Origin of the sequence: Wolbachia endosymbiont of Kerria lacca (assembly GCF_051602725.1) — a bacterium.
Taxonomy (GTDB): Bacteria; Pseudomonadota; Alphaproteobacteria; order Rickettsiales; family Anaplasmataceae; genus Wolbachia.
Genome location: NZ_CP192272.1, coordinates 616,698 through 636,998 on the forward strand (window position 1 = coordinate 616,698; position 20,301 = coordinate 636,998).

Below are 20,301 nucleotides of genomic sequence, written 5' to 3' on the forward strand. Positions count from 1 at the left end.
AATATAAGTTTAAAAACATATGAGTAGTATTCCTTTGGTTATGGACAATCAAGATACGGATTATGTTACCCTTATACCTCAAGATGATGGTATTGAATATAAATTTAAAGAAGCTATCAATTTTGTAGAAAATAAGGTTGTAAGTGCTGATGGATTAACTTTAGCGGAGGTATTTCAAGCATTGGTTCAAATGTTGAATGGTGATCTAGAGTTAGTAAAAAAAGTGTTAGCATATACTAATATTATGGTAAAGCATGGAATGAGGGTAGCAAAAGAGTCACAGCTAAGCAGAGCCGATGTTCGTCGAGCTTTAGAAGGCAAAGAAAGTGTGTTTAATAGGCAAGATTTTATCAAAAAACCACCTCTTGTATCTTCTATAAAATCGGTTAAAAAGAAAAGTAGAGGTCTTTAAATGGTTGAGTCTATAAAAAAATTTACTGTACAGTGTGATTTCAAAGGACAGAATGCACCTTTTGCAGTATATATAGGAAATCCAAAGGGTGATACTCATCCAATTCACCATCAAGATTCATGGCTTGCAAAGGAGCGTGGAGGAAACATTCCTAATAAAGTTAAAGAAAGTTTGCAAAAATTATACAAGCTGTCTCAAGAAAACGGGATCTCTTTTCCAGAATTATGCGCATATGCCATTACTATAGTTAGTAATAATGATAAAAAAAGTGACGGTAAGTAGTTAGATTCTCAATATTTCATTTATAGAAGTTTTTGATCTCGTCTTCTCGTCCACTTTTTTTACTATAACTGCGCAATAGGTTGAAATGTTGTTTTTAGGTGGAGTAGATCCTGGTACAACTACAGAGTAAGGTGGTACTTCACCATAAAATATCTTGCTTGTTTCTCTGTCAATAATTTTTGTTGATGCTCCAATAAACACCCCCATACTAAGGACTGATCCTTCTCTTATTATAACACCTTCGGCTACCTCACTGCGCGCTCCAATGAAGCAATTATCTTCTATAATGACTGGAGAAGCTTGAATGGGCTCAAGAACTCCGCCTATTCCCACTCCACCGGAAATATGGCAATTTTTTCCTATTTGTGCACAACTACCAACTGTTGACCAAGTGTCTATTATTGTGCCAGAATCAATGTATGCACCAACGTTGATAAAGCTTGGCATTAGAACAACATTTTTACCTATGTAAGCAGATTGGCGGACAAAACATCCAGGAACTGCTCTAATTTTTGAATGGTAAAATTTTTCTTCATTCCATTCACTAAACTTACTACCGATTTTGTCAAACCAGCAATTGGTGTTGTCTATTATTTTGCTTTCCTCAGTGAGGAAATGTAATAATATTGACTGCTTTATCCACTTATGTACTATCCATTCTCCACTTGATAGCTTTTCTGCTACTCTAATTTTACCACTGTCAAGTAACTCAATTACCTCTTTGATTATTAATCTTGCTTCGTGTTTTAGGTTAAGTTTTTCTTTATCTTTCCAAATATTTTCTATCTCATCTTGTAATTTTTTAGTTGCAAATTTTTCATTTATTATATACATATTGATATCAAATTTATATTATTTTATACGTAAGCACTATGAAAATACAATGTCATAATTGTACTAAAACTTACTTAGTATCTCGTGGGCAAATAGGTGAATCTGGAAGAAAAGTGAAATGTACAAACTGCAATCACATGTGGCATGAGTATCTAAAAGAAATGTCAAGTGAATTGTGCCCTGCTGGTATACAAGAAAAAAAAGCTAGCTGGAGGCAAAGTTTAACTCTAGCTTTTGCAACAGTTGCAGGGTTATGCGTTATAATTGTTGGTGGTATCTTTCCAGGAGAGGTAAGTAAGATATATAAAGCAGTTAGTTCATATAAAGATTCAATAAGCCATAAATTAGGATACAAAAAAGTGCAAACGGAAAATTCAAGTGCGAGAGAACTTGTTGTAAATGAGTTTTATCAAGATTACCTTTTTCTATCTAATTTTAGATCTAATTAAATAGGCATAAGTCATCAATGTTATGCAAATAACTACACTTATTCCTTTATGATAGTGTCATTCCAATGTCAGCTACTTTCATAACACCCTATGGTTGTTATTACATCGTTTACTATAGATTTGTTTCAGAAGCTTACATCCAGAAAACTTGTATAGATTTTTTCTACTTCTGTGATATTATAAGCCTGTGATGATAAAATAAGTGGATATGGATAAGTCAGCGTATGAAATCATAGAGCATGAGTATGATGTGGTGATAGTAGGTGCAGGTGGAGCAGGGCTTAGAGCAACACTTGGAATGGCTGCAACTAATTTTTCAGTTGCCTGCATTTCTAAAATTTTCCCTACACGAAGTCATACAGTTGCAGCACAAGGCGGAATTAGTGCAGCCTTGAGCAACATTGCTGAAGATGATTGGCGCTGGCATGCGTATGACACAATAAAAGGTTCAGACTGGCTTGGCGATCAAGATGCAATAGAGTATATGTGTAAAAATGCTGCAAAAGCTGTGATTGAACTTGAAAATTTTGGTGTACCCTTTTCTCGTACGGAAGATGGAAAAATATATCAGCGTGCCTTTGGTGGAATGACAACTCACTTTGGTAAAGGAAAATCGGCTCAGCGTACTTGTGCAGCAGCAGATAAAACTGGGCATGCAATTCTTCATACTCTATATCAGCAATGTCTTAAATTTAACGCTGAATTTTTTGTCGAATATTTTGTAATCGATTTGATTATGGACAAAGGGACATGCTGTGGGGTGATAGCTTGGTCGCTGTGTGATGGTACGTTGCATAGATTTCGTGCACATTCTGTGGTAATAGCAACAGGTGGTTATGGACGTGTTTATTTCTCTGCAACAAGTGCACACACCTGCACAGGTGATGGTAATGGCATGGTGGTGAGAGCTGGGTTGCCACTTGAAGATATGGAATTTGTGCAATTTCATCCAACAGGAATATATGGCTCAGGGTGCTTGATGACGGAAGGATGCCGCGGTGAAGGTGGGTACCTCGTTAATTCTCAGGGTGAGAAGTTTATGGAACGTTATGCGCCAAAGGCAAAAGATTTGGCTTCTCGTGATGTAGTAAGTCGAGCAATGACAATTGAAATTAGAGAGGGAAGGGGAGTTGGGACAAAGAAAGATCACATGTACTTGAATATATCGCATCTTGATCCGGAAGTGATCAAACTCAGATTGCCAGGTATTAGTGAAACAGCAAAAACCTTTGCAGGAGTTGATGTTACTAAAGATCCGATACCTGTTATTCCAACTGTTCACTACAACATGGGCGGTATTCCAACCAACTATCATGGAGAAGTGATAACACTGAAGGAAGGTAAGGAAGAAGTAGTGGATGGATTGTTTGCAATTGGAGAAGCGGCATGTGTTTCTGTACATGGTGCAAATCGACTTGGCTCTAACTCGCTTCTTGATCTTGTGGTTTTTGGTAGAGCTGCAGCGCTCAGAGCAAAAGAAAAATTGAAACCTGATGCACCACATAAAAAATTGCATTTAGACTGCACAGACTGGATAGTAGATAGATTTAATAAAATGCGATTTGCTTCTGGAGAGCTCAAAGTAGCAAAAATACGCAGTGAAATGCAGCACACTATGCAGAAATATGCATCAGTATTTCGTGTTGCTGAAGTTTTAGAAGAAGGTAAAAAAGCTATAAAAGAAGTAGCAAAAATGATGCCTAAAATTGCAGTTGAAGATCGCAGTATGATATGGAATAGTGATTTGGTTGAAGCACTGGAGCTTGCAAATATGATTCCACAAGCGGTTATTACCATGGAATGCGCAGCTAATCGTAAGGAAAGCAGAGGTGCCCATGCTCGTGAAGATTTTCCCGAGCGTGATGATAAAAATTGGATGAAACATACTATGGCATGGCTTAAAGAAGAGAAAAGCCAAGTCAGTGTAGAAATTGACTATAAAAAAGTTGCTAAAAAAACTCTGAGCGATGAGATTAATTTCATCGCCCCGGAAAAGAGAATTTATTAGTCAATCCATCTAGCATATTTGTAAATTGACGTGATATTGATATATTGCTCATTTGAGTAGCTGGACTTTCTGTATGCTCTGATTGATCTGACGATCTTTGTACTTCTTGCTCTGCTGAGTTGTTAGCTAAATTTTGTTGTTCAGTAATATTTTCAGGTTGTTTTGCAGCTAGGTGATCATCTTTACGGCTTTGCTTATCGTTGGTTAATTCCTTAACAGACTTCCTAATGTCGCTAAGTCCCAAAGTGAATATCAGACACACCACTCCTGTTATAGCTATGATGGGTAACGCTGCTCCAATTGCAATTTGTCCTTGGAAGCAAGAAAGTGTTACCATTGTAATAATAGTAGTTGCTACTGTGATTGCTAACAATACACTAGCTCTCCTGCCCGGATCAATGCATTTCCATGCAGCTTTTAGGCCATCTCCTGTTTTGTGTAGAATATGCTGACATTTTTTTGAAAAAGTTCTAACGTTATATTTTTTTTCAAGTTTTTTCCTTAGTTCTTTAGCTTTTACCTTTCCTTCTTGTGGAGTTTTTGAGTAATTTTCTAAATTACGTAAAGTGCAATAATATTTTTCAGTATGAAATTCTCGATCTTTTAGTTTCAGAGAACGGTAATCAGCACCTATTTCTAGCAGCTTTGCACAAAACTTTGTTGTATTGTCGTACTTTTTCCCTAGATCAAAAATTGTTTTCATTTGCGAAAGGTGGTTGCCTTTTTCTGCTTTTTTTGTTAATGATACTTGTAGCGGTGTTCTTCCTTCTTCGTTAATGGCCTTTATGGCCTTACCTAACTGATCTTCAGATATTTCTTTTTCTTTTACTAAACTGGAAATCAACTCCAAGCATGCAACCTTTTGTTCTCCTTTTAGCGAAGCAATATAGTGCAAAGCATTATTACCCTCTTTGTCTTGAGCAGTAATGTCTGCACTATTTTGGAGAAATAACTCTAAGGCTTTATATCTATTTGTTTTTTCAAATTTTTTATCTGTACATGATCGATCCTCATTTTTTTCTTTTATATGCTGGAATAAATAATAAAGAGGTGTTTGTTTTGCTGTATTTTCAGCATTTATAGCTTTTTTAAACTGTGCTTTAAGATACTCTTTTTCTTCCTCCTTACTTATATTTAATATTATATTTGAAAATTCAAACTTTCGTTTTTGCTTTAATTCTAAAACTATTAGATGTAAAGCATTATTACCATCTGTATCTTTCAGGCTAATATCTGCTCCTTTTTGCAATAACTCCTTAAAGGATTTCTCATCTTTATTTTTAATTGCTAAATGTAATTGATAATTATCATTACTATCTGGAGTATTTATGGTATGGGCTATAACTTCTTCAACTTTTGTTTTTATTTCTGGTTTTCGCTCAGCCAATTTCTCTAAAAATTTAAGATAGTATTCATTTTGCTTTTTAGATAATTTTTCTAAATCCTCTGTAGGTAAGCTTAGCTTGGCTCCATACTTTAACAATTTTGCAAGAAACTTAAGTGTGTTATCGTTATCTTGGATTGTGTGAGAATCATGTTTCCCTTTTATTATCTTGTTAATTAGTGCTACCTGAAAAGGAGTCTTTCCTTCTTGATTTTCACTATCAACAAGTTGTACTAAATTTCTCTCGTTAGCTATTTTTATCAAGGTATCTAGAAACTTAAGCTTTTGTTTCTTTTTGAGCGATGCAATAAGGTGTAAAATATTATTTCCTTTTTCATCTGTTATGCCACTGATATTTGTGCAATCTTTTAGGTATTTTCTAAATTTCCTGTTGTTTCCATTTTGGATTGCATTTAGTAATTGAACGTCATTATCAGAATCCGATATTCCGTTTATTCCATCTTCAAAATCGCTATCAGAATCTGATATTCCGTTTATTTCATCTTCAAAATCGCTACCGTAGCCACTGTCTTGTTCGCTGTACCTACTAAAACAACTTTTAGTGACTTCAGAAATTACTTGTTTTTTTGTTTCATTTGATATTCTTTTCGATCGTTCTATTACTTCACCTAGCACTGGAAGGAAACATTGAACATAATATCTGTGATATTTTTCCTGTTCTCTAAGCGATTCTTCTAATTTAGTTAATACTTCAGGACTAGCGCCTTCCTTAAATAACCTTTTACATTCCTTGAGTGTTCCATCTCGACTTCTTGGTTTTTCATGCTTATGTTTTTCTTTTTTTACCTTTCTCTCTATAATATTATACAATTGCTTGTCTTTTTTATCTTGTTTTTCATTTTTGTTTATACATTTGTCTAGTTTATTTGCATTACTAACTAATACACTTGAATCTATACTCATATTAAAACCTCAATATTAAAAGCTATTTGGCGTTAACGAATTGTATTAAACTTTTAAATTGAGCTAGATGTTATCGAAATATAGGTGAAAAGGCAGAAAACTAGTTTCTATTAGAAAATCTATTGTCATAGTCAAATCCCCACTTTAGCACTTGTCTACTATTTTAACTATTTTATCTTAAAAAATAATAAATGTGGCTAAACTGTGAAACGTGAATGCTGCTAAAAGAGATAAACAAATATTTTTATAGATCTTTCAAACTTGATTTTTCTTCTAATTTTTTAAGCATTCCTTTACTTAGTATTGATTTTATCTCTTCTACGCTTTTATCAAGATTATCATTAATTATTACGTAATCATATTTATTACTTTTACTTATCTCTTTTTGCGCTTCGGCTAATCTACGCTCTATTTCAATTTCATCATCACTATTACGCCTTTGTAGACGCAGTCTAAGCTCTTCCATTGAGGGAGGTAGTATAAAAACACTTACAACTTTTTCTCTTAAGATTTCAAACAAATGAAATGCTCCTTGCCAATCTATATTCAGTAAAACACTTATTCCACTGCTCAGGTTTTGTTCTATAAAATCTTTTGGTATACCGTAAAAATTCTCAAAAACTTTGGCATATTCAAGCATTTGACCAGCCTTACATAGTTCGTGAAACTTTTCTTCAGTAACGAAAAAATAGTCTTTTCCGTTTACTTCACCGGGACGAGGTTTGCGTGTAGTCATAGAAACAGACATAACTAAATCAGTTGATTGCTCAAGTAATTTTTCTGATATAGTAGTTTTTCCAGCTCCAGAAGGAGAGGATAGAATCAGTAGTATGCCCTCATTTTTTACGGTCATTTTTCTTTATTTAACAAGTACATTATAGAGCTTTTTTAAGACTTTGTATTTTTTAAATCAAAGTTTAAAAGACTAGAGCCCTCTAAATTAGAATTTGATAAATTGGCATCAATAAGAGAGGAATTATCAAAGACAGTATAACGTAAATCGGCTTTTTCAAGATTTGCCTTATTCAAATTAACGTTTACAAACTTTGCTCTGCTTAATATTGAATTAGAAAAAATAGCATTTTCTAAATTCATATCTTTAAACTCAAAGTAAGAATAATTTACATCAAATTTTTCACCCTGCGATATTTTCTCTTGCAGATCTTTAATTGAAGTTATAGCACTCTCTAGACCTGTAATTTTGCTCTGTCCCTGATTGTCAATCATAATTGAATTATCAAATTTGCAATCTGTTAAATGAATATCAGCAATTGAACTTTTATATATGCTTGAAGAGAGGAAAGAGACATCACTCACTGTTGAATTATTCAAATTGCTAAGAAAAAAACTAGTCTTTCTAAAGGCATTATCATAAAACACGGAGGATTTGAAATCACTTTCAATAAAGTTTGAATTAGTGACTTTTGACTTAGAACAGCTCGAATTATCAGCTAATAATTTGAAGAATATTGAATTTTCTATCTCACTCGAATCCATATTATGGTGGGAAAGAGTACTATTATAAATTTGAGAGTCTTTAATTTTTGTCTTATAAATTGAAGTTCTAGAAAGATCTGAATCTTCTATTTTTGCAGAGGTAAACAATGAATGATCAAAGAACGAACCACTCATGTCAGAATTCACAACTTTAGTATTATGAAACTTTCCATGACAAATGTTAGCGTTATAGGTATTAACTTTATACAATTCACTAAAACTAAAATCAATATTAGATAAATCAGCATCCTGAAGGTCTGCTTCGAAAACATATGCATGTTTTATCTTGGAACCATTTAGTATAGATTTAATGAAGTTTGAATTATCCCCTTTCACATAGGAAATTTGTGAATTGCTTAAATTGGCTTTTTCGAAATTACTGTTGACTATAATGGAAGAATTAAAATAGGCGTTTGAAAGATTGCTACCTGTAAAATCCGATTTTTTTATTTCTGCACCATATATGTTAGCATTTTTTAATGAAGAAAATTGTACCTTGAGCTTATGTGCATCCACTCCAAAGAAACTTGCGTTGTCGAAATTATTTTTCTGCATAACAGTGTCGTTTATTTCACTATCACTAAAATTGATGTAGCTTGCACTTGAGTTTGATAAATTGGAGAAATTCATTTTTACATTCAAAAACTTGGTATGCAAACCAATTATATTACGCATACTTACTTTGTTGAGATTAGAATTGATAAAATCAGCATAACTGATATTAGACTGATCAAATATGATATCTGTTAAATTTGTAGAAGCAAATTTTGAAAAACTTAAATTTGTGCCTTTGATTTTAACGCCATGTAAATTAGCATTGGAAAAATTGGCACCACGCAAATCAACATCGATAAAAGACACATCTGATAAATCGGTGTTAGAAAAATCGGCACCAATTAAACTTACTCCATCAAAAATAGATTTGCTTAAATACAATTGACTAAAATTAGCACCATTTAAATTAGGACCAAAACCTTTCTTAAAATCTTGTGGTATGCTGGCTTTATTACACTGTACTAAAAATTTAGCAAAATCTTTTGTATTGTAAGATATGTATTTTACATCGTGCAGAGCACTTAAAAAATCATTGATTGCATCATCTCCATAGCATAAATGACCAACTAAAATTAATATCAAAAGTCTAATTATCTTTTTCATCGCAGGTACTTTCTTTTGTTTTTATAGCAAAGTTATACATCTCTGAGTCTTCTTCATTGTTTATTTCTTTATCCTCTAAAAGGTATGGCATCATTTCAGCAATTGCATTTATTATATCGATCTTCTTTTTCTCAATTGCTATGTCGATAGGGGACTTAAAATTATTATCAACTACTCTAGGATCAGCACCTTGTAATAAGAGAAAGCGAACTGTGTCTATTTGACCTTGTTTCACTGCATAAATTAGAGGAGTATCACCCAATTTATTTCTAAATCTTAGTATTTCTTGAATTGTTAATCCAATTTTTTCTAGCTTATTTATTACTCCTCTTAGACAAATTAAGTTGCCCTTCTTGATGCAGTAAAAAAATTGCTTACTGTAATCATCAGTAAATATAGTTTTAGGAAGGTGCTCATTTAGGCTATCATATTGTCTTTTATATATAGACTTGCTTTTATGTTTTTTTATTTCTTTGTTTAGCTTTGTCCATTTTTCGCTTTTTTCATTTTTTTTGTTCACAGGTGTTATATTGTCAGGCTGTTCTTCTTTCTTTTTCTCTGTTAATTGGCTTGTTGAAAGTTCGGTGTCTTTTTTGCTAATCTCCTCTTCAGGCTGTAGGTTTGTTTGATTATTGTGACTGATTTTCTTCTCTTCAGGTTCTTCTTTTTTTTCTTCTGATAAAGGACTTGTTAGAGCTTTGGTATCTTTTATATTAGTCTCCTCTTCAGACTGTAGGTTTGTTTGATTACTTGAAGGTACTTCTTCATTGATTACATTTGTTGGGTCTGTGATTTCTTTGAGTTCGCTCAGAAGCGGCGAAGTTTTTTCAGCATCAGTGTTGCTTTTCGATACGTCTTCTTGATTTATACTGCTTTCATTTTTATTTTCTTCAGGCTGTTCTGCAGCAAGCAGGTTAGATATAACAATTAATAGTATGAAGAATGCTTTATATTTCATAAACATTGCAAATATAGGCTTAATTAAAATGATACTATAATCAAATGATTAATCTACAGTAAAAAATGCCTTAGGGTTTTATTTATATTTGCTAATAGAAAATAAAATGCTAAAATTAGATAGGCTATTTCGAGTGAAATTAATACTTTTTCTTACTCAAGCTTTTTAAAATTATATAATTTTTTTAGGGGGTATATGTTACCACAAAATAAACAATTACTAGATGCTGCTGAAAGCGGTCAGCTAAATCTTGTTAAGCAGGCTATACAGGGCGGAGCAGATATTAATGCTGCAGATGAACATGGAAGTACTGCATTAATGTTAGCTGCTATATTTGGTTATCCAGATGTAGTGAAGTTTCTGATAGGAGTAAAACAGATGTTAATATGAAAGATAAAGAGGGAAACACTGCTCTAATTTGGGCTGCTAAATCGGGTAATTTAGGTATAGTAAAGTATCTGATAGGAATAAAAGCAGATGTTAATATGAAAGATAAAGAGGGAAACACTGCTCTAATGTGGGCTATTAGATTAGGTGAGGTGAATATAGCAAAGTGGCTGATACACGCAGGAAAAGCAAGGATTGATGAAAAAGATACCTGTGAATACACTGCATTAATGTTTGCTGCTGGATTCGGTCATTTAGGTATAGTAAAGTATCTGATAGGAGCAAAAGCAGATGTTAATGTTATAAGTCGAAATAAAGGAAGAACAGCACTAATGCTTGCTGCTGTAGGAGGTCATTTAGATATAGTAGAGTGCCTAGTAGAAGCAAAAGCAGATGTTAATATGAAAGATAAAGAGGGAAACACTGCTCTAATATGTGCTACTAAAGAGGGTCATTTAGAGGTAGTGAAGTACCTGGTAGAAACGGCAAAAGCAGATATTAATACAAAAGACAATAATGGAAACACAGCACTAATTTGGGCTGCTAAAAATGGAAAACCAGATATAGAAGAATATCTTAAAAATTATATACAAAAAAAAAGTTACATAAAAAAAAAAGAACTTTTGCAGGAATATATCTATGTTGGTGTTGGTAGTGCAATAGGCTTAGCTTTAGGTATGGCAATAGCATATTATGCAGGAGCAGCTATTGGAGTTTGTATAGCATCAGCTGTCGTTGGTCTAGCGCTAGGTGGAGTAGCTGGTTACGTAATTGCAGAAGTGAAAAAAGAAAAGGATAGAGATCCAAATATAGACGTAGCTACCGCACTTAAAAATGTTTTCACTACTCAACCTTTAAGTGAAAATGTGATAGCTTTAAAGTGGAAGTAGTAAACTAAAGCTGGCTTTGTGTTTATAGTACTTTTTGCAAATAAATGCTCAGTGGTAATTTGCGTACTAAACGGTGTCATCTAAGTAGCTGACACTGGTTTCTATCATTATCAGAAACGTTATATTTTAGCATAACTTTTAACTCACAAATTTAACTGGATGCCAGTGCTGGCTACTTTTATGACATCTATCATTTTATGTTTATAGTATTTTTTGCAAATAAACGTTCGTAGTTGTAAATTAAATGCAAAAAAATACTTGACACATTTGGTAAGTTGATTATTATCAGTAAAAATGAGGGTATTTTAGAGCTCGAAATCCACCTTATTCAAGTCTGCAGACTTTTCAATTAATTTTTCAATAAAAAATATAGCACAGTCTACTTCAGTGCGTACACGTACGCTTAATTTCTGTCATAAGGTGTGTTATATTTTTCTAAATCTTTTCTTTATAGGAGGGTCATTATGTCTAAAATTCCTTAAACATTAATTTTTAACTTAAACATTTATTAAATAGTGCAGTACTGCCTTACGCGTTGCTAATCCAAACTTTACTTGCTGTAAAATAACACAATCTGCTATATCATTGCTAATTTCGATACCTCTATTTATTGGTCCTGGGTGCATAACAATTGCATCTGGTTTTGCGTGCGATAGTTTTTGTGCATCAAGTCCATACAAATGAAAATATTCTTTTTCTGAAGAATTATTATTCATGCGCTCTTTCTGCAACCTCAAGAGCATAATTACATCAGCATCCTTTATACCTTCAGTTAATGAATAATGAAGTGAATCTACTTCAGGAAGATGCTTACAAATCAAAGCTGGTGGTGCAACTAAGCTTATTTTTGCTCCAAACATTTTTAGCAATCTTATATTTGATCTTGCAACTCTACTGTGCAAAATATCTCCACATATCACAATTTTGAGGTTTTTTATTTGCTTTTTATGACTGATAATTACGAGATAATCTGCAAGAGCTTGAGTTGGGTGTTCACTGCTTCCATCGCCTGCGTTGATTAGCGAGCAGTTGACATGCTTTGCCAATGTATTAATAATACCACTACTTTTATGCCTGATTATCATATAGTCAGGATTCATTGCATTTAGTGTTTTTATCATATCTTTTAGATCTTCCCCTTTGTTAATAGAAGAAGATTTTATTGGTAAAGTTATAACATTTGCTCCAAGGCTCTTTGCTGCTATTTCAAAAGATGCGAGCGTACGTGTTGAATCTTCAAAGAATAGGTTTATGACTATTTTATTTTTCAGAACATGACTATTTTCAACTTTTTCTTCAAGGTATTGATTGGCTAATTTAGTTATATTTTCTACATCACCGATTGTGAGGTCTGAGATATTTAATAAATTCCTTCTCTTGTCCATAGCTCCTTTTTTGAGCTTATTCTACTTTCTTAATTTCAATTACACAACTGTAAAGTAAAGTAGAAGGAAGCTATAAAATTTTATTTCCACTTACATTCATCTGCTATCATAACAGCCTCAAAGAGATGCTTCTCAAGCTCACTTATAGGCAGAGTACTTTGTAGGTAATTTCCCCAAGATTTTAACACATCAGAAGTTTCAATACCTTCAACAATAGGATATTCTTGATTTTTTTTAGCATATAGCTCTTGAGCCTGTTTGCTTACAAAAAACTCCAATAAAGCTATGGCATTTTTTCTGTGTTTTGCGTTTTTTGTTACTGCTGCACCACTAATATTCACCATTACACCATCACTCGGAAAGAAAGCTCCTAACTTTTCTGTGATATTCTTTTTATTTTCTGATGAAAGGATTCTTGCAAAGTAGTAGCTATTTACTATTGCAACATTGCCTTCACCAGCGGCTACAGCATAAATTTGATCTGTGTCACCACCGCTTGGTTTTCTTGCCATGTTGCTTACAATTCCACTCACCCATTCTTTTGTTTTTTCAAAACCATTTTTTGCAATCATAAAAGCGATCAATGATCGGTTATATGGACTTGTGGAAGAGCGTACTAATATTTTCCCTTTCCATTTTTCATTCGCTAAATCTTCATAGGTACTTAATTCCTTAGGATCTACTGATTCTTTATTGTAAACCAATATTCTAGCTCTTTTTGTGAGACCAAACCAATAATCTTCATTATCTCTAAATTTTGCAGGTATGGCATTTTTTAGAGTCTCTGAATCCACTTGAGATAAGAGCCCTCTTTTTTTGGCTAAAATCAAATTCACTGCATCTGCAGTTAAAAACAAATCAGCTTCACCACCATTTTCCATGCGTGAAAGCAATTGGGAATAATCGTCAATGATATAACGTACCTTGATGCCAGTGGTTTTTGTAAAATCATCAAACAAACTATGTACTAATTCTTCTTTACGAGATGAATAAACGTTTACTACTTGTGAATCATCAATTCCGCTATTTTTATATAAAAAATTAACGACTATCAATAAAGCCGCTACTAAAGATATAAATATTAAACCTTTTTTCATAAACAAATCCCTTCCTTGTCATCATCTCAAGCTATCAAAATAGCAAGGTCTTAGCAAGTGTAAATCTTCAAAACGTTGCAGTTACAGTACTGGAATAGCGATAAAAAGAAGTACGAGCCAGATTTAATTAATAATATAAGTAATATCTGGATGGCCACATCGTTCAGCAACTACTTGTAACAATTTTGAACTAATCTTTTCTTCACTCTTTTTGATAGTTCTAATAGCTGTTTCATTGGGCTTTCCACTACTAGCATCTTTTGTATCTAATAACAAGTAATCTTTAAAATCAGTTTTGCTCCAATGATGAATTGTGCAAGCTAAAGTGAAAAGCAGTAGAGTGCCTGAAATTGCAACGATTGGCCAGTAAATAGTAGGATTTGTGTATGAACTTACTATGTTGCTCAAACCACCTGTTGAATAAAGTGCTAAAGGGAAGGTTATGTTTCCAGTAATAAGAACTGTTCCTAAGATAGGAAGCCATATTCTATCATTGATTAATGAATTTACTTTACTCTTGTAATAGATTGGCTGGCCTGTAAGTTCTACGATGTTCGGATTACTTTTTGCTTTTTCTGGAAGAGAGTGAAACGTAAAGTAAACACGATTACCGTTGCTATATTTTAATACCAAAGATTTGATGCATTCCTCGTCTTTTGAAAGTGTATTTGATATCTCATCTAAAACTTCTTGAGTATCTCTTTTTGTGATCTTGTGCTCCTTAGTACGTACTGCTTGCATAAATTCCCACATAATTCCCAAGGCTAAACAAGACGCTAATACTCCGACAAATATAGTAACAGGATTTACGCTGCCGATGAATCCAATGAATTCTCTTTGCTTCACAGCTAAAACGATTGCTGTAATACAACACGCCGTAACAAGGCCTACAAAAGGCATTGTAACTTTCTTCTTTTGCATCGTATATTTTACTTTCTGTAAAAATCTGTTTGTTTTTTTATTATCTCCAAGCAAAGATTTTTCAGAGCCATCTGTTTGATATGATGGTGGAGGAGTTGGATGTGCCTTCATTAATTTTTCTAAAGTTTCTGATGTTTTTTGACTATTCCAAGATTCGCTATATACTGTTTCTTGAGAAGGTGATCTGCTTAGGCTTGGATTACCTTCTCGACTATCTGAACTCTTTTTTGAAGATTTTGTATTTGGACCTATGGATGCATAAATAGGTTCTGTATTTGCACCATTCGATTCTTCTTGCCTTTCTTCATAAGAACTTGATTCGCTAGCCGAATTTGTTTGTAACGCTGTGTTTCTAGGTGCTGGTGTTGGTGGAGTTGCTGCACTATTTTCACTCACCGTTGTATGAGAAACCAGTGTGACGTTATCTTTATTTCCTGATCCAGGCATATTCGCTCCAAAATTAATTACTATATTGTGTTGATTACGTTATAATTATTAAGATATGGTAAATACTAATTTAAAGATAAATATGAAGAATTTAGTATAAAAATTGCTTATCAAAAATCCTCTCGTCTAATGAGCAATCTTTATCAAAAAGCAGAGTGACTGTGTTTTCATGATCTTTCTGCATTTTTATCTGCGATATATCAGGAAATTCCTTGTAATCTGATACTACAAGTGCTGGACGATTTTCCACGTCGTTGATATCAATTTGCACTATTGTATCATTTGAGATTAGTGCTCCATTCCAACGCCTTGGGTAGTAGCTATTAATGGAAGTCAGTGCAAGTAAATTTGAATTAAGTGGTAAGATTGGCCCGCCGGCAGAGAAGTTATATGCAGTGCTGCCTGTGGGAGTAGACAATATTATGCCATCCCCTCTGAATTTTTCTACTTTTAGCTTATCATTAATGGTAATATTCATCTCTACTATTTGATTTGCATTTCTAAAGACATACACTTCATTTACTGCGATGTAACGGTGTTTTTTGCCACTTATGTCTGTGGCTTCCATTTTTAGTAAAGTTAGCTGAGTAGGAACTGCATGTTCTATATGATCAATTAGATCTTCAAAGCATTTATTCATCAAAAATCCGACGTTACCGGTATTTATTCCATACACATGTATATCTTTATTTCCTATGACGTAGTTGTGTAGGGTGCGTAGCATAAAACCATCGCCACCAACAACTATCAGCAGATCAACTTCATGCTTACCTGCTTCTGCTATATTGATAAAATTGAGTTTCTGTATTAGTTTAGATACTTCCTGAGACTTGGGTAGCGAAGAAGCAATATAGCCTACATTTTTATATTTATACATGTTAAATAAAGAGGAGAGGAACTAAAAAAAACTCCCGTATTTATCATTAAACTTAGCTATTTTACTATCCTTCTCCCCTGAACCGCTTGTCAAACTTCCAGTCCATGCAGGATGAGTAAGAGGATCTCTATCAAGCTTTATTCTTTGACCTTCTTTTCCATAAGTGGAATAAGTTTCAAACTCTTGACCATCTGTCATAACTATAGTAACTTTGTGATAATCGATTTCTGCCATTGTTCTTACAAATTTCTTACCAGCTAAGATTTTAGTGAATCTGGTTCATTTGGTCAATCATTATTGTGAAATATTGACAAAAAATAAATAAAGTAGTATTATCAATGAAGAATGAAAAACTTTTTATGATTTTTGCTTTTCCTGGTCAGGGCTCCCAATTTGTAGGAATGGGAAAGAGCTTATATGATGAATTTTCAGTTGCAAGGAACGTATTTGATGAAGTAGATGACATATTGGGTAGAAAGCTGTCTCATTTGATTTTCAATGGCCCTATTGAGAAATTAACCATCACGGAAAACGCTCAGCCAGCTATAATGGCAGTGTCAATTGCAACGCTACGTGTTATGAAGCACGTATTTGGTGAATCTCTTTACAGCGTTCAGTATGTTTGTGGGCATTCAGTTGGCGAGTATACAGCGCTGTGTGCTGCAGGGGCATTGACGCTTGAGTCTGCAGTCAAATTGCTAAAAGTTCGTAGCGAAGCAATGCATGAAGCTTCACTAAAATGCAAAGGTGGAATGTTTGCTCTACTTGGAGCAGAAATAAGTGAAGTAGAAGGTATATTAAAATCAGCTCAAATTGATTGTGAAATTGCAAACGATAATGGTGGTGGGCAGGTAGTGGTGAGTGGTACTGCAGAGGCTCTTGAGGTCTTACCTGATTTATTCAAAAACTCAAGTGTCAAGAAAATGATAAAATTACAAGTTAGTGGGCCTTTTCACTCATCTTTTATGAAACCTGCTGATGAAAAACTTCTGGAATTTTTAAAAAGCATCAACATAACTCGCCCTTCGATTCCTTTTGTATCAAACGTTACAGCTAAGGAAGAAAGTGATCCAGAGATCATAAGAGCTTTGCTCGCTAAGCAAGTTGTAAGTAGAGTAAGATGGAGAGAGATGGTTTTATATATGACAAGCCATGGCACTAATAAGTTTGTTGAAGTTGGTCCTAACAAAGTTTTATCTAATCTAGTTAAAAGAATTGACCAATCTATCAGTGTGAAAAATATAGATAGTATTGGTGATATTAATAGCTTCTTTGATGAATCATTAATGTTGACAGCAAAAAATTTAAAAATTGGGTTAAGTTAGCATATCTGATTGGTGTCATTCAAGTAGCTGACACTGGCTCCTTTATGATGGTGTTATTCCAGTTACAACTGTACGAACATTATCTGTAGGAAGATGTCATTCCAGTGCTTGACACTGGTTTTTCATAATCATCAAAACATTGTATTTAACATAAAGCAGCTACTTTTATACTCGTAAATTTAACTGGATCCCAGTGGGCTTTGTTGCACAGCTCTTCGGATAGTGGGTAATGTATAATAAATTCATGAAGCTATATCAAACTTAGCCATGCCTATTTCAGTAAATTTGTTAAGCAAATAACACTTGAGTAGCAGTTCCTTCTCACGATTAATCTCAGATTTATTCCTAAAACTAAATCCAAATATTTGCTTCAGTCGCGAGAAAAAACTTTCTATATAAGATCTCTTCCAATAATTTATCTCTTTTTTCCACCTCTTCATACCATCTTCATCATATGACTTTATGAGCTTGATTGTAGAATTTCTCTCATTCATATAATCCAACTTTGGATGCTCTACTGCATTATTTTGCGGAGGAATCCTTGTCTTTATGTCAAGCTCATCGCACAGTTTGTATAACTTCTTTCGATTATATGCCCTATCTGCATATATCGTGCTTATGTTATACTTGGTATCCACTCTTTCAATAAGATCACAGGCTCCATAGTGGTCGGAATAAACTCCACTACTGTATTTTGCAGCTATAACTTTTTTACTACCTATCTCTAGCATTACATGTAGCTTTCTTGTTTGCTCATAGCGGCGATACTTTCTATCTGTACCATTTGCCTTACTATGGCCTGGAATATTATTGTAGATGCTGATACCTGTACTATCTATAGCAATTTCAATATCTTCCATATCGTTCTTATCAACTCTGCAGTCGTTGATTTTGATATTAAGCTTTTTAAACCTTCTTGAAGCCTGCGAATAGCTGATAATTTGCAAAATTTTCCCTATTTGCTCAAGATATTTCTCTATAAATCCCACTGTTTGCCTAAGACCAATCCTGAATAGATAGGTTATTATGTGAATTAGAATCACTACTTTGTCGCTGTAGACATTGTTGCCACCTGCTACTTTTGGACTATTTTCGTACCAATTTTCAATGGCATCGTTGATATAATGAAAAACATTTCCCCTTTCTTGAAGAAATTTGTTATATTCATTGCAGTTACTGACTTTCATTCTTATTGGCATATTTTTCCTTTGTCGGCTAAATATCTATTTTATAACAAATTCCATCAGTAACTGCCTGTTCTTTCCTTGAGTGGTGCAACAAAGCCATTCCAGTGTCAAGCACTGGGATGACACCGAATAGGCTACTTGAATAATACCGAAAGAGCTACTGGAACGACAAGGGGCTGTTTGAATAGCACCCTTCCGGTGTCTCAAACTACAACAGTTGTGAATAGAGAGTAATACGAAAAATTATACAATCAACGAACTACCTGTCATCTCGTTTGGCTTTTTGAGTCCAAGTAGCTGTAAAATAGTAGGAGCAATATCAGATAATTTTCCATCTCTCAGTTTTAAATTTTCACAAGATATAATAAATGGAACTTTATTTAGAGTGTGCGCTGTGTGAGGTGTGTTATTTTCTTCATCGAACATACATTCCACATTACCATGGTCTGCTGTAACAATGAGTGCAGTATTACCCACTTCTTTGACAACGCTGAGTACTTTTGCAAGGCAATCATCTACAGCGAGCACAGCTTGCTCGGCCGCTTTTATATTACCTGTGTGTCCCACCATATCAGGGTTAGCGTAGTTTACAACTATCAGCGCAAATTCTTGAGAATAAATTTTTTTTACAAGCTCTTCTGTGAGCTCAAAGGCTGACATTTCAGGCTGCAGGTCATAAGTTTTAACTTTTGGTGAAGGAATGAGTATTCTTTCTTCACCAGAAAAAGGTTCTTCTCTTCCACAATTAAAAAAGAAAGTCACATGCGCGTATTTCTCAGTTTCAGCAATGCGCAGTTGCCGTAATTTATTGTCTTCTATTATCTGTCCCAAAGTGTTGGCAAAAGATTCAGGAGGAAAGAGATAAGGGATTTTTAAGTCCGCTTTATATTGCATCATACTTAAAATTGAAGAAAATTTTGCTACCTTAGCGTAATCTGTTTTGCCTAGCAAAATACTTGCCAATTGTATCATTCGATCAGCACGAAAGTTAGCCAATAGCAATCCATCTTCTGGTTTTATACCTTGATAATCTCCTATTATTGCGGGCCTGATAAATTCATCGGTTATATTATTTTGGTAATTTTCATCAATAAGCGATACTGCATCATCATAACGAGGCGCCTTTGCAAATGCGATGGCTTCATAAGCTTCAATTGTTCTTTCCCACCTATTATCACGGTCCATAGCATAATAACGCCCAGAGATAGTGGAGATTCTTATATCATTTTCCTTTATGCTTTCTGTAAATTCTTGAATGCATCTTTTCCCTGAATTTGGCAGTGTGTCTCTGCCATCTAAAAATGCGTGTATTACAACTTTAATTCCGTGCTGTGATATTTTGTTTGCTAAAGATGAAATGTGCTTTTGATGCGAATGAACACCGCCATCTGATATCAATCCCATTATATGGCATATGCCATTCTTACTTTTTAGATCATTAATAAAATTCTGTAGATTTGCATTATTTTCTATCGTTTCGATTTCTTGATTAATACGCTGAAGGCTTTGCATTACCACTCTACCACTGCCAATATTCATATGGCCAACTTCTGAATTGCCTATTTGGCCTTCTGGTAATCCAACATCAGTTCCACAGGCAGATAAACTGCACTTTGGATAATTAGAGCTAATATGTTGCCAACAAGGTGGATTTGAATTGCTAATAGCATTGTATTTACTATTTTCTATTCCATTACCCCAGCCATCTAGTATACATAAAACGACTGATTTAAAGTTCATATAAAAGTTAACATCGAAACCCTCAATGGTACCAAAAACAAACTCTTCTCACAACTTTTGTGTTAAAATAAGAGATAGAAAAAGCTGCTTGGAGGCAATGGTATATGAAGTTTTTCATAAAATATTTTATTAAAGTGAT

Annotated in this window: 19 protein-coding genes; 7 read left to right on the plus strand and 12 right to left on the minus strand. The window is 33.9% G+C overall.

What is annotated here, in order from left to right; genetic code table 11:
• Positions 1-19: 19 nt before the first annotated feature.
• Positions 20-412: a hypothetical protein gene (locus ACQ4M0_RS02770; RefSeq protein WP_007302103.1), complete on the plus strand. Its 393-nt coding sequence runs from the start codon at positions 20-22 to the stop codon at positions 410-412.
• Positions 413-694 carry a DUF2610 domain-containing protein gene (locus tag ACQ4M0_RS02775; protein WP_052264858.1) on the plus strand — a complete coding sequence of 94 codons (282 nt, stop codon included), beginning with the start codon at positions 413-415 and terminating at the stop codon, positions 692-694.
• Here the strand turns inward: ACQ4M0_RS02775 and dapD are convergent, their stop codons facing one another.
• Positions 695-1,528 carry a 2,3,4,5-tetrahydropyridine-2,6-dicarboxylate N-succinyltransferase gene (gene dapD / locus ACQ4M0_RS02780; RefSeq protein WP_264378024.1) on the minus strand — a complete coding sequence of 278 codons (834 nt, stop codon included), beginning with the start codon at positions 1,526-1,528 and terminating at the stop codon, positions 695-697. It lies immediately after the preceding gene.
• 38 nt (positions 1,529-1,566) lie between these two features.
• Here dapD and ACQ4M0_RS02785 point away from each other — a divergent pair, with 38 nt between their 5' ends.
• Complete coding sequence (locus ACQ4M0_RS02785; protein WP_264374967.1) at positions 1,567-1,977, plus strand: zinc-ribbon domain-containing protein; 411 nt, start codon at positions 1,567-1,569, stop codon at positions 1,975-1,977.
• A gap of 208 nt (positions 1,978-2,185) precedes the next feature.
• The gene (gene sdhA, locus ACQ4M0_RS02790) at positions 2,186-3,985 is read left to right on the plus strand and encodes a succinate dehydrogenase flavoprotein subunit (RefSeq protein WP_438456640.1); all 1,800 of its coding nucleotides are present in this window, start codon (positions 2,186-2,188) and stop codon (positions 3,983-3,985) included.
• Here the strand turns inward: sdhA and ACQ4M0_RS02795 are convergent.
• From ACQ4M0_RS02795 to ACQ4M0_RS02810, 4 genes are all read right to left on the minus strand, one after another.
• The gene (locus ACQ4M0_RS02795; protein WP_438456641.1) at positions 3,957-6,293 is read right to left on the minus strand and encodes an ankyrin repeat domain-containing protein; all 2,337 of its coding nucleotides are present in this window, start codon (positions 6,291-6,293) and stop codon (positions 3,957-3,959) included. The genes sdhA and ACQ4M0_RS02795 overlap by 29 nt on opposite strands.
• Positions 6,294-6,537: 244 nt before the next feature.
• Entirely contained in the window at positions 6,538-7,146 is a 609-nt protein-coding gene (gmk, locus tag ACQ4M0_RS02800) for a guanylate kinase (protein WP_007302097.1), read from the minus strand.
• Positions 7,147-7,181: 35 nt separating this feature from the next.
• Entirely contained in the window at positions 7,182-8,948 is a 1,767-nt protein-coding gene (locus tag ACQ4M0_RS02805) for a pentapeptide repeat-containing protein (RefSeq protein WP_438456642.1), read from the minus strand.
• The gene (locus tag ACQ4M0_RS02810) at positions 8,932-9,906 is read right to left on the minus strand and encodes an ankyrin repeat domain-containing protein (protein ID WP_149168672.1); all 975 of its coding nucleotides are present in this window, start codon (positions 9,904-9,906) and stop codon (positions 8,932-8,934) included. The genes ACQ4M0_RS02805 and ACQ4M0_RS02810 overlap by 17 nt, the downstream gene beginning before the upstream one ends.
• Positions 9,907-10,101: 195 nt before the next feature.
• Between ACQ4M0_RS02810 and ACQ4M0_RS02815 the strand changes: the two genes are divergently transcribed.
• Together ACQ4M0_RS02815 and ACQ4M0_RS02820 are read left to right on the plus strand one after the other, a co-directional pair.
• Entirely contained in the window at positions 10,102-10,296 is a 195-nt protein-coding gene (locus ACQ4M0_RS02815) for an ankyrin repeat domain-containing protein (RefSeq protein ID WP_438456643.1), read from the plus strand.
• Positions 10,293-11,183, plus strand: coding sequence for an ankyrin repeat domain-containing protein (locus tag ACQ4M0_RS02820; RefSeq protein ID WP_438456644.1), 891 nt, complete (start codon positions 10,293-10,295; stop codon positions 11,181-11,183). The genes ACQ4M0_RS02815 and ACQ4M0_RS02820 overlap by 4 nt, the downstream gene beginning before the upstream one ends.
• Before the next feature lie 497 nt (positions 11,184-11,680).
• Here ACQ4M0_RS02820 and ACQ4M0_RS02825 read toward each other — a convergent pair whose 3' ends face one another.
• The 5 genes from ACQ4M0_RS02825 to rpmE form a co-directional block, all read right to left on the minus strand.
• The gene (locus ACQ4M0_RS02825; protein WP_149168670.1) at positions 11,681-12,568 is read right to left on the minus strand and encodes an aspartate carbamoyltransferase catalytic subunit; all 888 of its coding nucleotides are present in this window, start codon (positions 12,566-12,568) and stop codon (positions 11,681-11,683) included.
• An 80-nt stretch (positions 12,569-12,648) separates the two neighbouring features.
• Positions 12,649-13,665 carry an extracellular solute-binding protein gene (locus tag ACQ4M0_RS02830; protein WP_438456645.1) on the minus strand — a complete coding sequence of 339 codons (1,017 nt, stop codon included), beginning with the start codon at positions 13,663-13,665 and terminating at the stop codon, positions 12,649-12,651.
• A 123-nt stretch (positions 13,666-13,788) separates the two neighbouring features.
• Entirely contained in the window at positions 13,789-15,033 is a 1,245-nt protein-coding gene (locus ACQ4M0_RS02835) for a hypothetical protein (RefSeq protein ID WP_438456646.1), read from the minus strand.
• A 91-nt stretch (positions 15,034-15,124) separates the two neighbouring features.
• Positions 15,125-15,910, minus strand: a complete 786-nt coding sequence (locus tag ACQ4M0_RS02840; protein WP_096097181.1) for an NAD kinase — start codon at positions 15,908-15,910, stop codon at positions 15,125-15,127.
• Positions 15,911-15,931: 21 nt separating this feature from the next.
• Positions 15,932-16,144 carry a 50S ribosomal protein L31 gene (rpmE, locus tag ACQ4M0_RS02845; RefSeq protein ID WP_052264949.1) on the minus strand — a complete coding sequence of 71 codons (213 nt, stop codon included), beginning with the start codon at positions 16,142-16,144 and terminating at the stop codon, positions 15,932-15,934.
• A gap of 125 nt (positions 16,145-16,269) precedes the next feature.
• Here rpmE and fabD point away from each other — a divergent pair, with 125 nt between their 5' ends.
• The gene (gene fabD, locus ACQ4M0_RS02850; protein WP_264376965.1) at positions 16,270-17,235 is read left to right on the plus strand and encodes an ACP S-malonyltransferase; all 966 of its coding nucleotides are present in this window, start codon (positions 16,270-16,272) and stop codon (positions 17,233-17,235) included.
• A 242-nt stretch (positions 17,236-17,477) separates the two neighbouring features.
• Here fabD and ACQ4M0_RS02855 read toward each other — a convergent pair whose 3' ends face one another.
• Both ACQ4M0_RS02855 and gpmI read right to left on the minus strand, forming a co-directional pair.
• Positions 17,478-18,434, minus strand: a complete 957-nt coding sequence (locus ACQ4M0_RS02855; protein WP_213863789.1) for an IS5 family transposase — start codon at positions 18,432-18,434, stop codon at positions 17,478-17,480.
• A gap of 231 nt (positions 18,435-18,665) precedes the next feature.
• Positions 18,666-20,162, minus strand: coding sequence for a 2,3-bisphosphoglycerate-independent phosphoglycerate mutase (gene gpmI / locus ACQ4M0_RS02860; RefSeq protein WP_438456647.1), 1,497 nt, complete (start codon positions 20,160-20,162; stop codon positions 18,666-18,668).
• Positions 20,163-20,301 lie beyond the last annotated feature (139 nt).

Bases quoted from the DNA above. Each gene is read 5' to 3' on its own strand.
- ACQ4M0_RS02770 (WP_007302103.1), top strand. From the start codon at position 20: ATGAGTAGTATTCCTTTGGTTATGGACAATCAAGATACGGATTATGTT.
- ACQ4M0_RS02775 (WP_052264858.1), top strand. From the start codon at position 413: ATGGTTGAGTCTATAAAAAAATTTACTGTACAGTGTGATTTCAAAGGA.
- dapD (WP_264378024.1), bottom strand. From the start codon at position 1,528: ATGTATATAATAAATGAAAAATTTGCAACTAAAAAATTACAAGATGAG.
- ACQ4M0_RS02785 (WP_264374967.1), top strand. From the start codon at position 1,567: ATGAAAATACAATGTCATAATTGTACTAAAACTTACTTAGTATCTCGT.
- sdhA (WP_438456640.1), top strand. From the start codon at position 2,186: ATGGATAAGTCAGCGTATGAAATCATAGAGCATGAGTATGATGTGGTG.
- ACQ4M0_RS02795 (WP_438456641.1), bottom strand. From the start codon at position 6,293: ATGAGTATAGATTCAAGTGTATTAGTTAGTAATGCAAATAAACTAGAC.
- gmk (WP_007302097.1), bottom strand. From the start codon at position 7,146: ATGACCGTAAAAAATGAGGGCATACTACTGATTCTATCCTCTCCTTCT.
- ACQ4M0_RS02805 (WP_438456642.1), bottom strand. From the start codon at position 8,948: ATGAAAAAGATAATTAGACTTTTGATATTAATTTTAGTTGGTCATTTA.
- ACQ4M0_RS02810 (WP_149168672.1), bottom strand. From the start codon at position 9,906: ATGAAATATAAAGCATTCTTCATACTATTAATTGTTATATCTAACCTG.
- ACQ4M0_RS02815 (WP_438456643.1), top strand. From the start codon at position 10,102: ATGTTACCACAAAATAAACAATTACTAGATGCTGCTGAAAGCGGTCAG.
- ACQ4M0_RS02820 (WP_438456644.1), top strand. From the start codon at position 10,293: ATGAAAGATAAAGAGGGAAACACTGCTCTAATTTGGGCTGCTAAATCG.
- ACQ4M0_RS02825 (WP_149168670.1), bottom strand. From the start codon at position 12,568: ATGGACAAGAGAAGGAATTTATTAAATATCTCAGACCTCACAATCGGT.
- ACQ4M0_RS02830 (WP_438456645.1), bottom strand. From the start codon at position 13,665: ATGAAAAAAGGTTTAATATTTATATCTTTAGTAGCGGCTTTATTGATA.
- ACQ4M0_RS02835 (WP_438456646.1), bottom strand. From the start codon at position 15,033: ATGCCTGGATCAGGAAATAAAGATAACGTCACACTGGTTTCTCATACA.
- ACQ4M0_RS02840 (WP_096097181.1), bottom strand. From the start codon at position 15,910: ATGTATAAATATAAAAATGTAGGCTATATTGCTTCTTCGCTACCCAAG.
- rpmE (WP_052264949.1), bottom strand. From the start codon at position 16,144: ATGGCAGAAATCGATTATCACAAAGTTACTATAGTTATGACAGATGGT.
- fabD (WP_264376965.1), top strand. From the start codon at position 16,270: ATGATTTTTGCTTTTCCTGGTCAGGGCTCCCAATTTGTAGGAATGGGA.
- ACQ4M0_RS02855 (WP_213863789.1), bottom strand. From the start codon at position 18,434: ATGCCAATAAGAATGAAAGTCAGTAACTGCAATGAATATAACAAATTT.
- gpmI (WP_438456647.1), bottom strand. From the start codon at position 20,162: ATGAACTTTAAATCAGTCGTTTTATGTATACTAGATGGCTGGGGTAAT.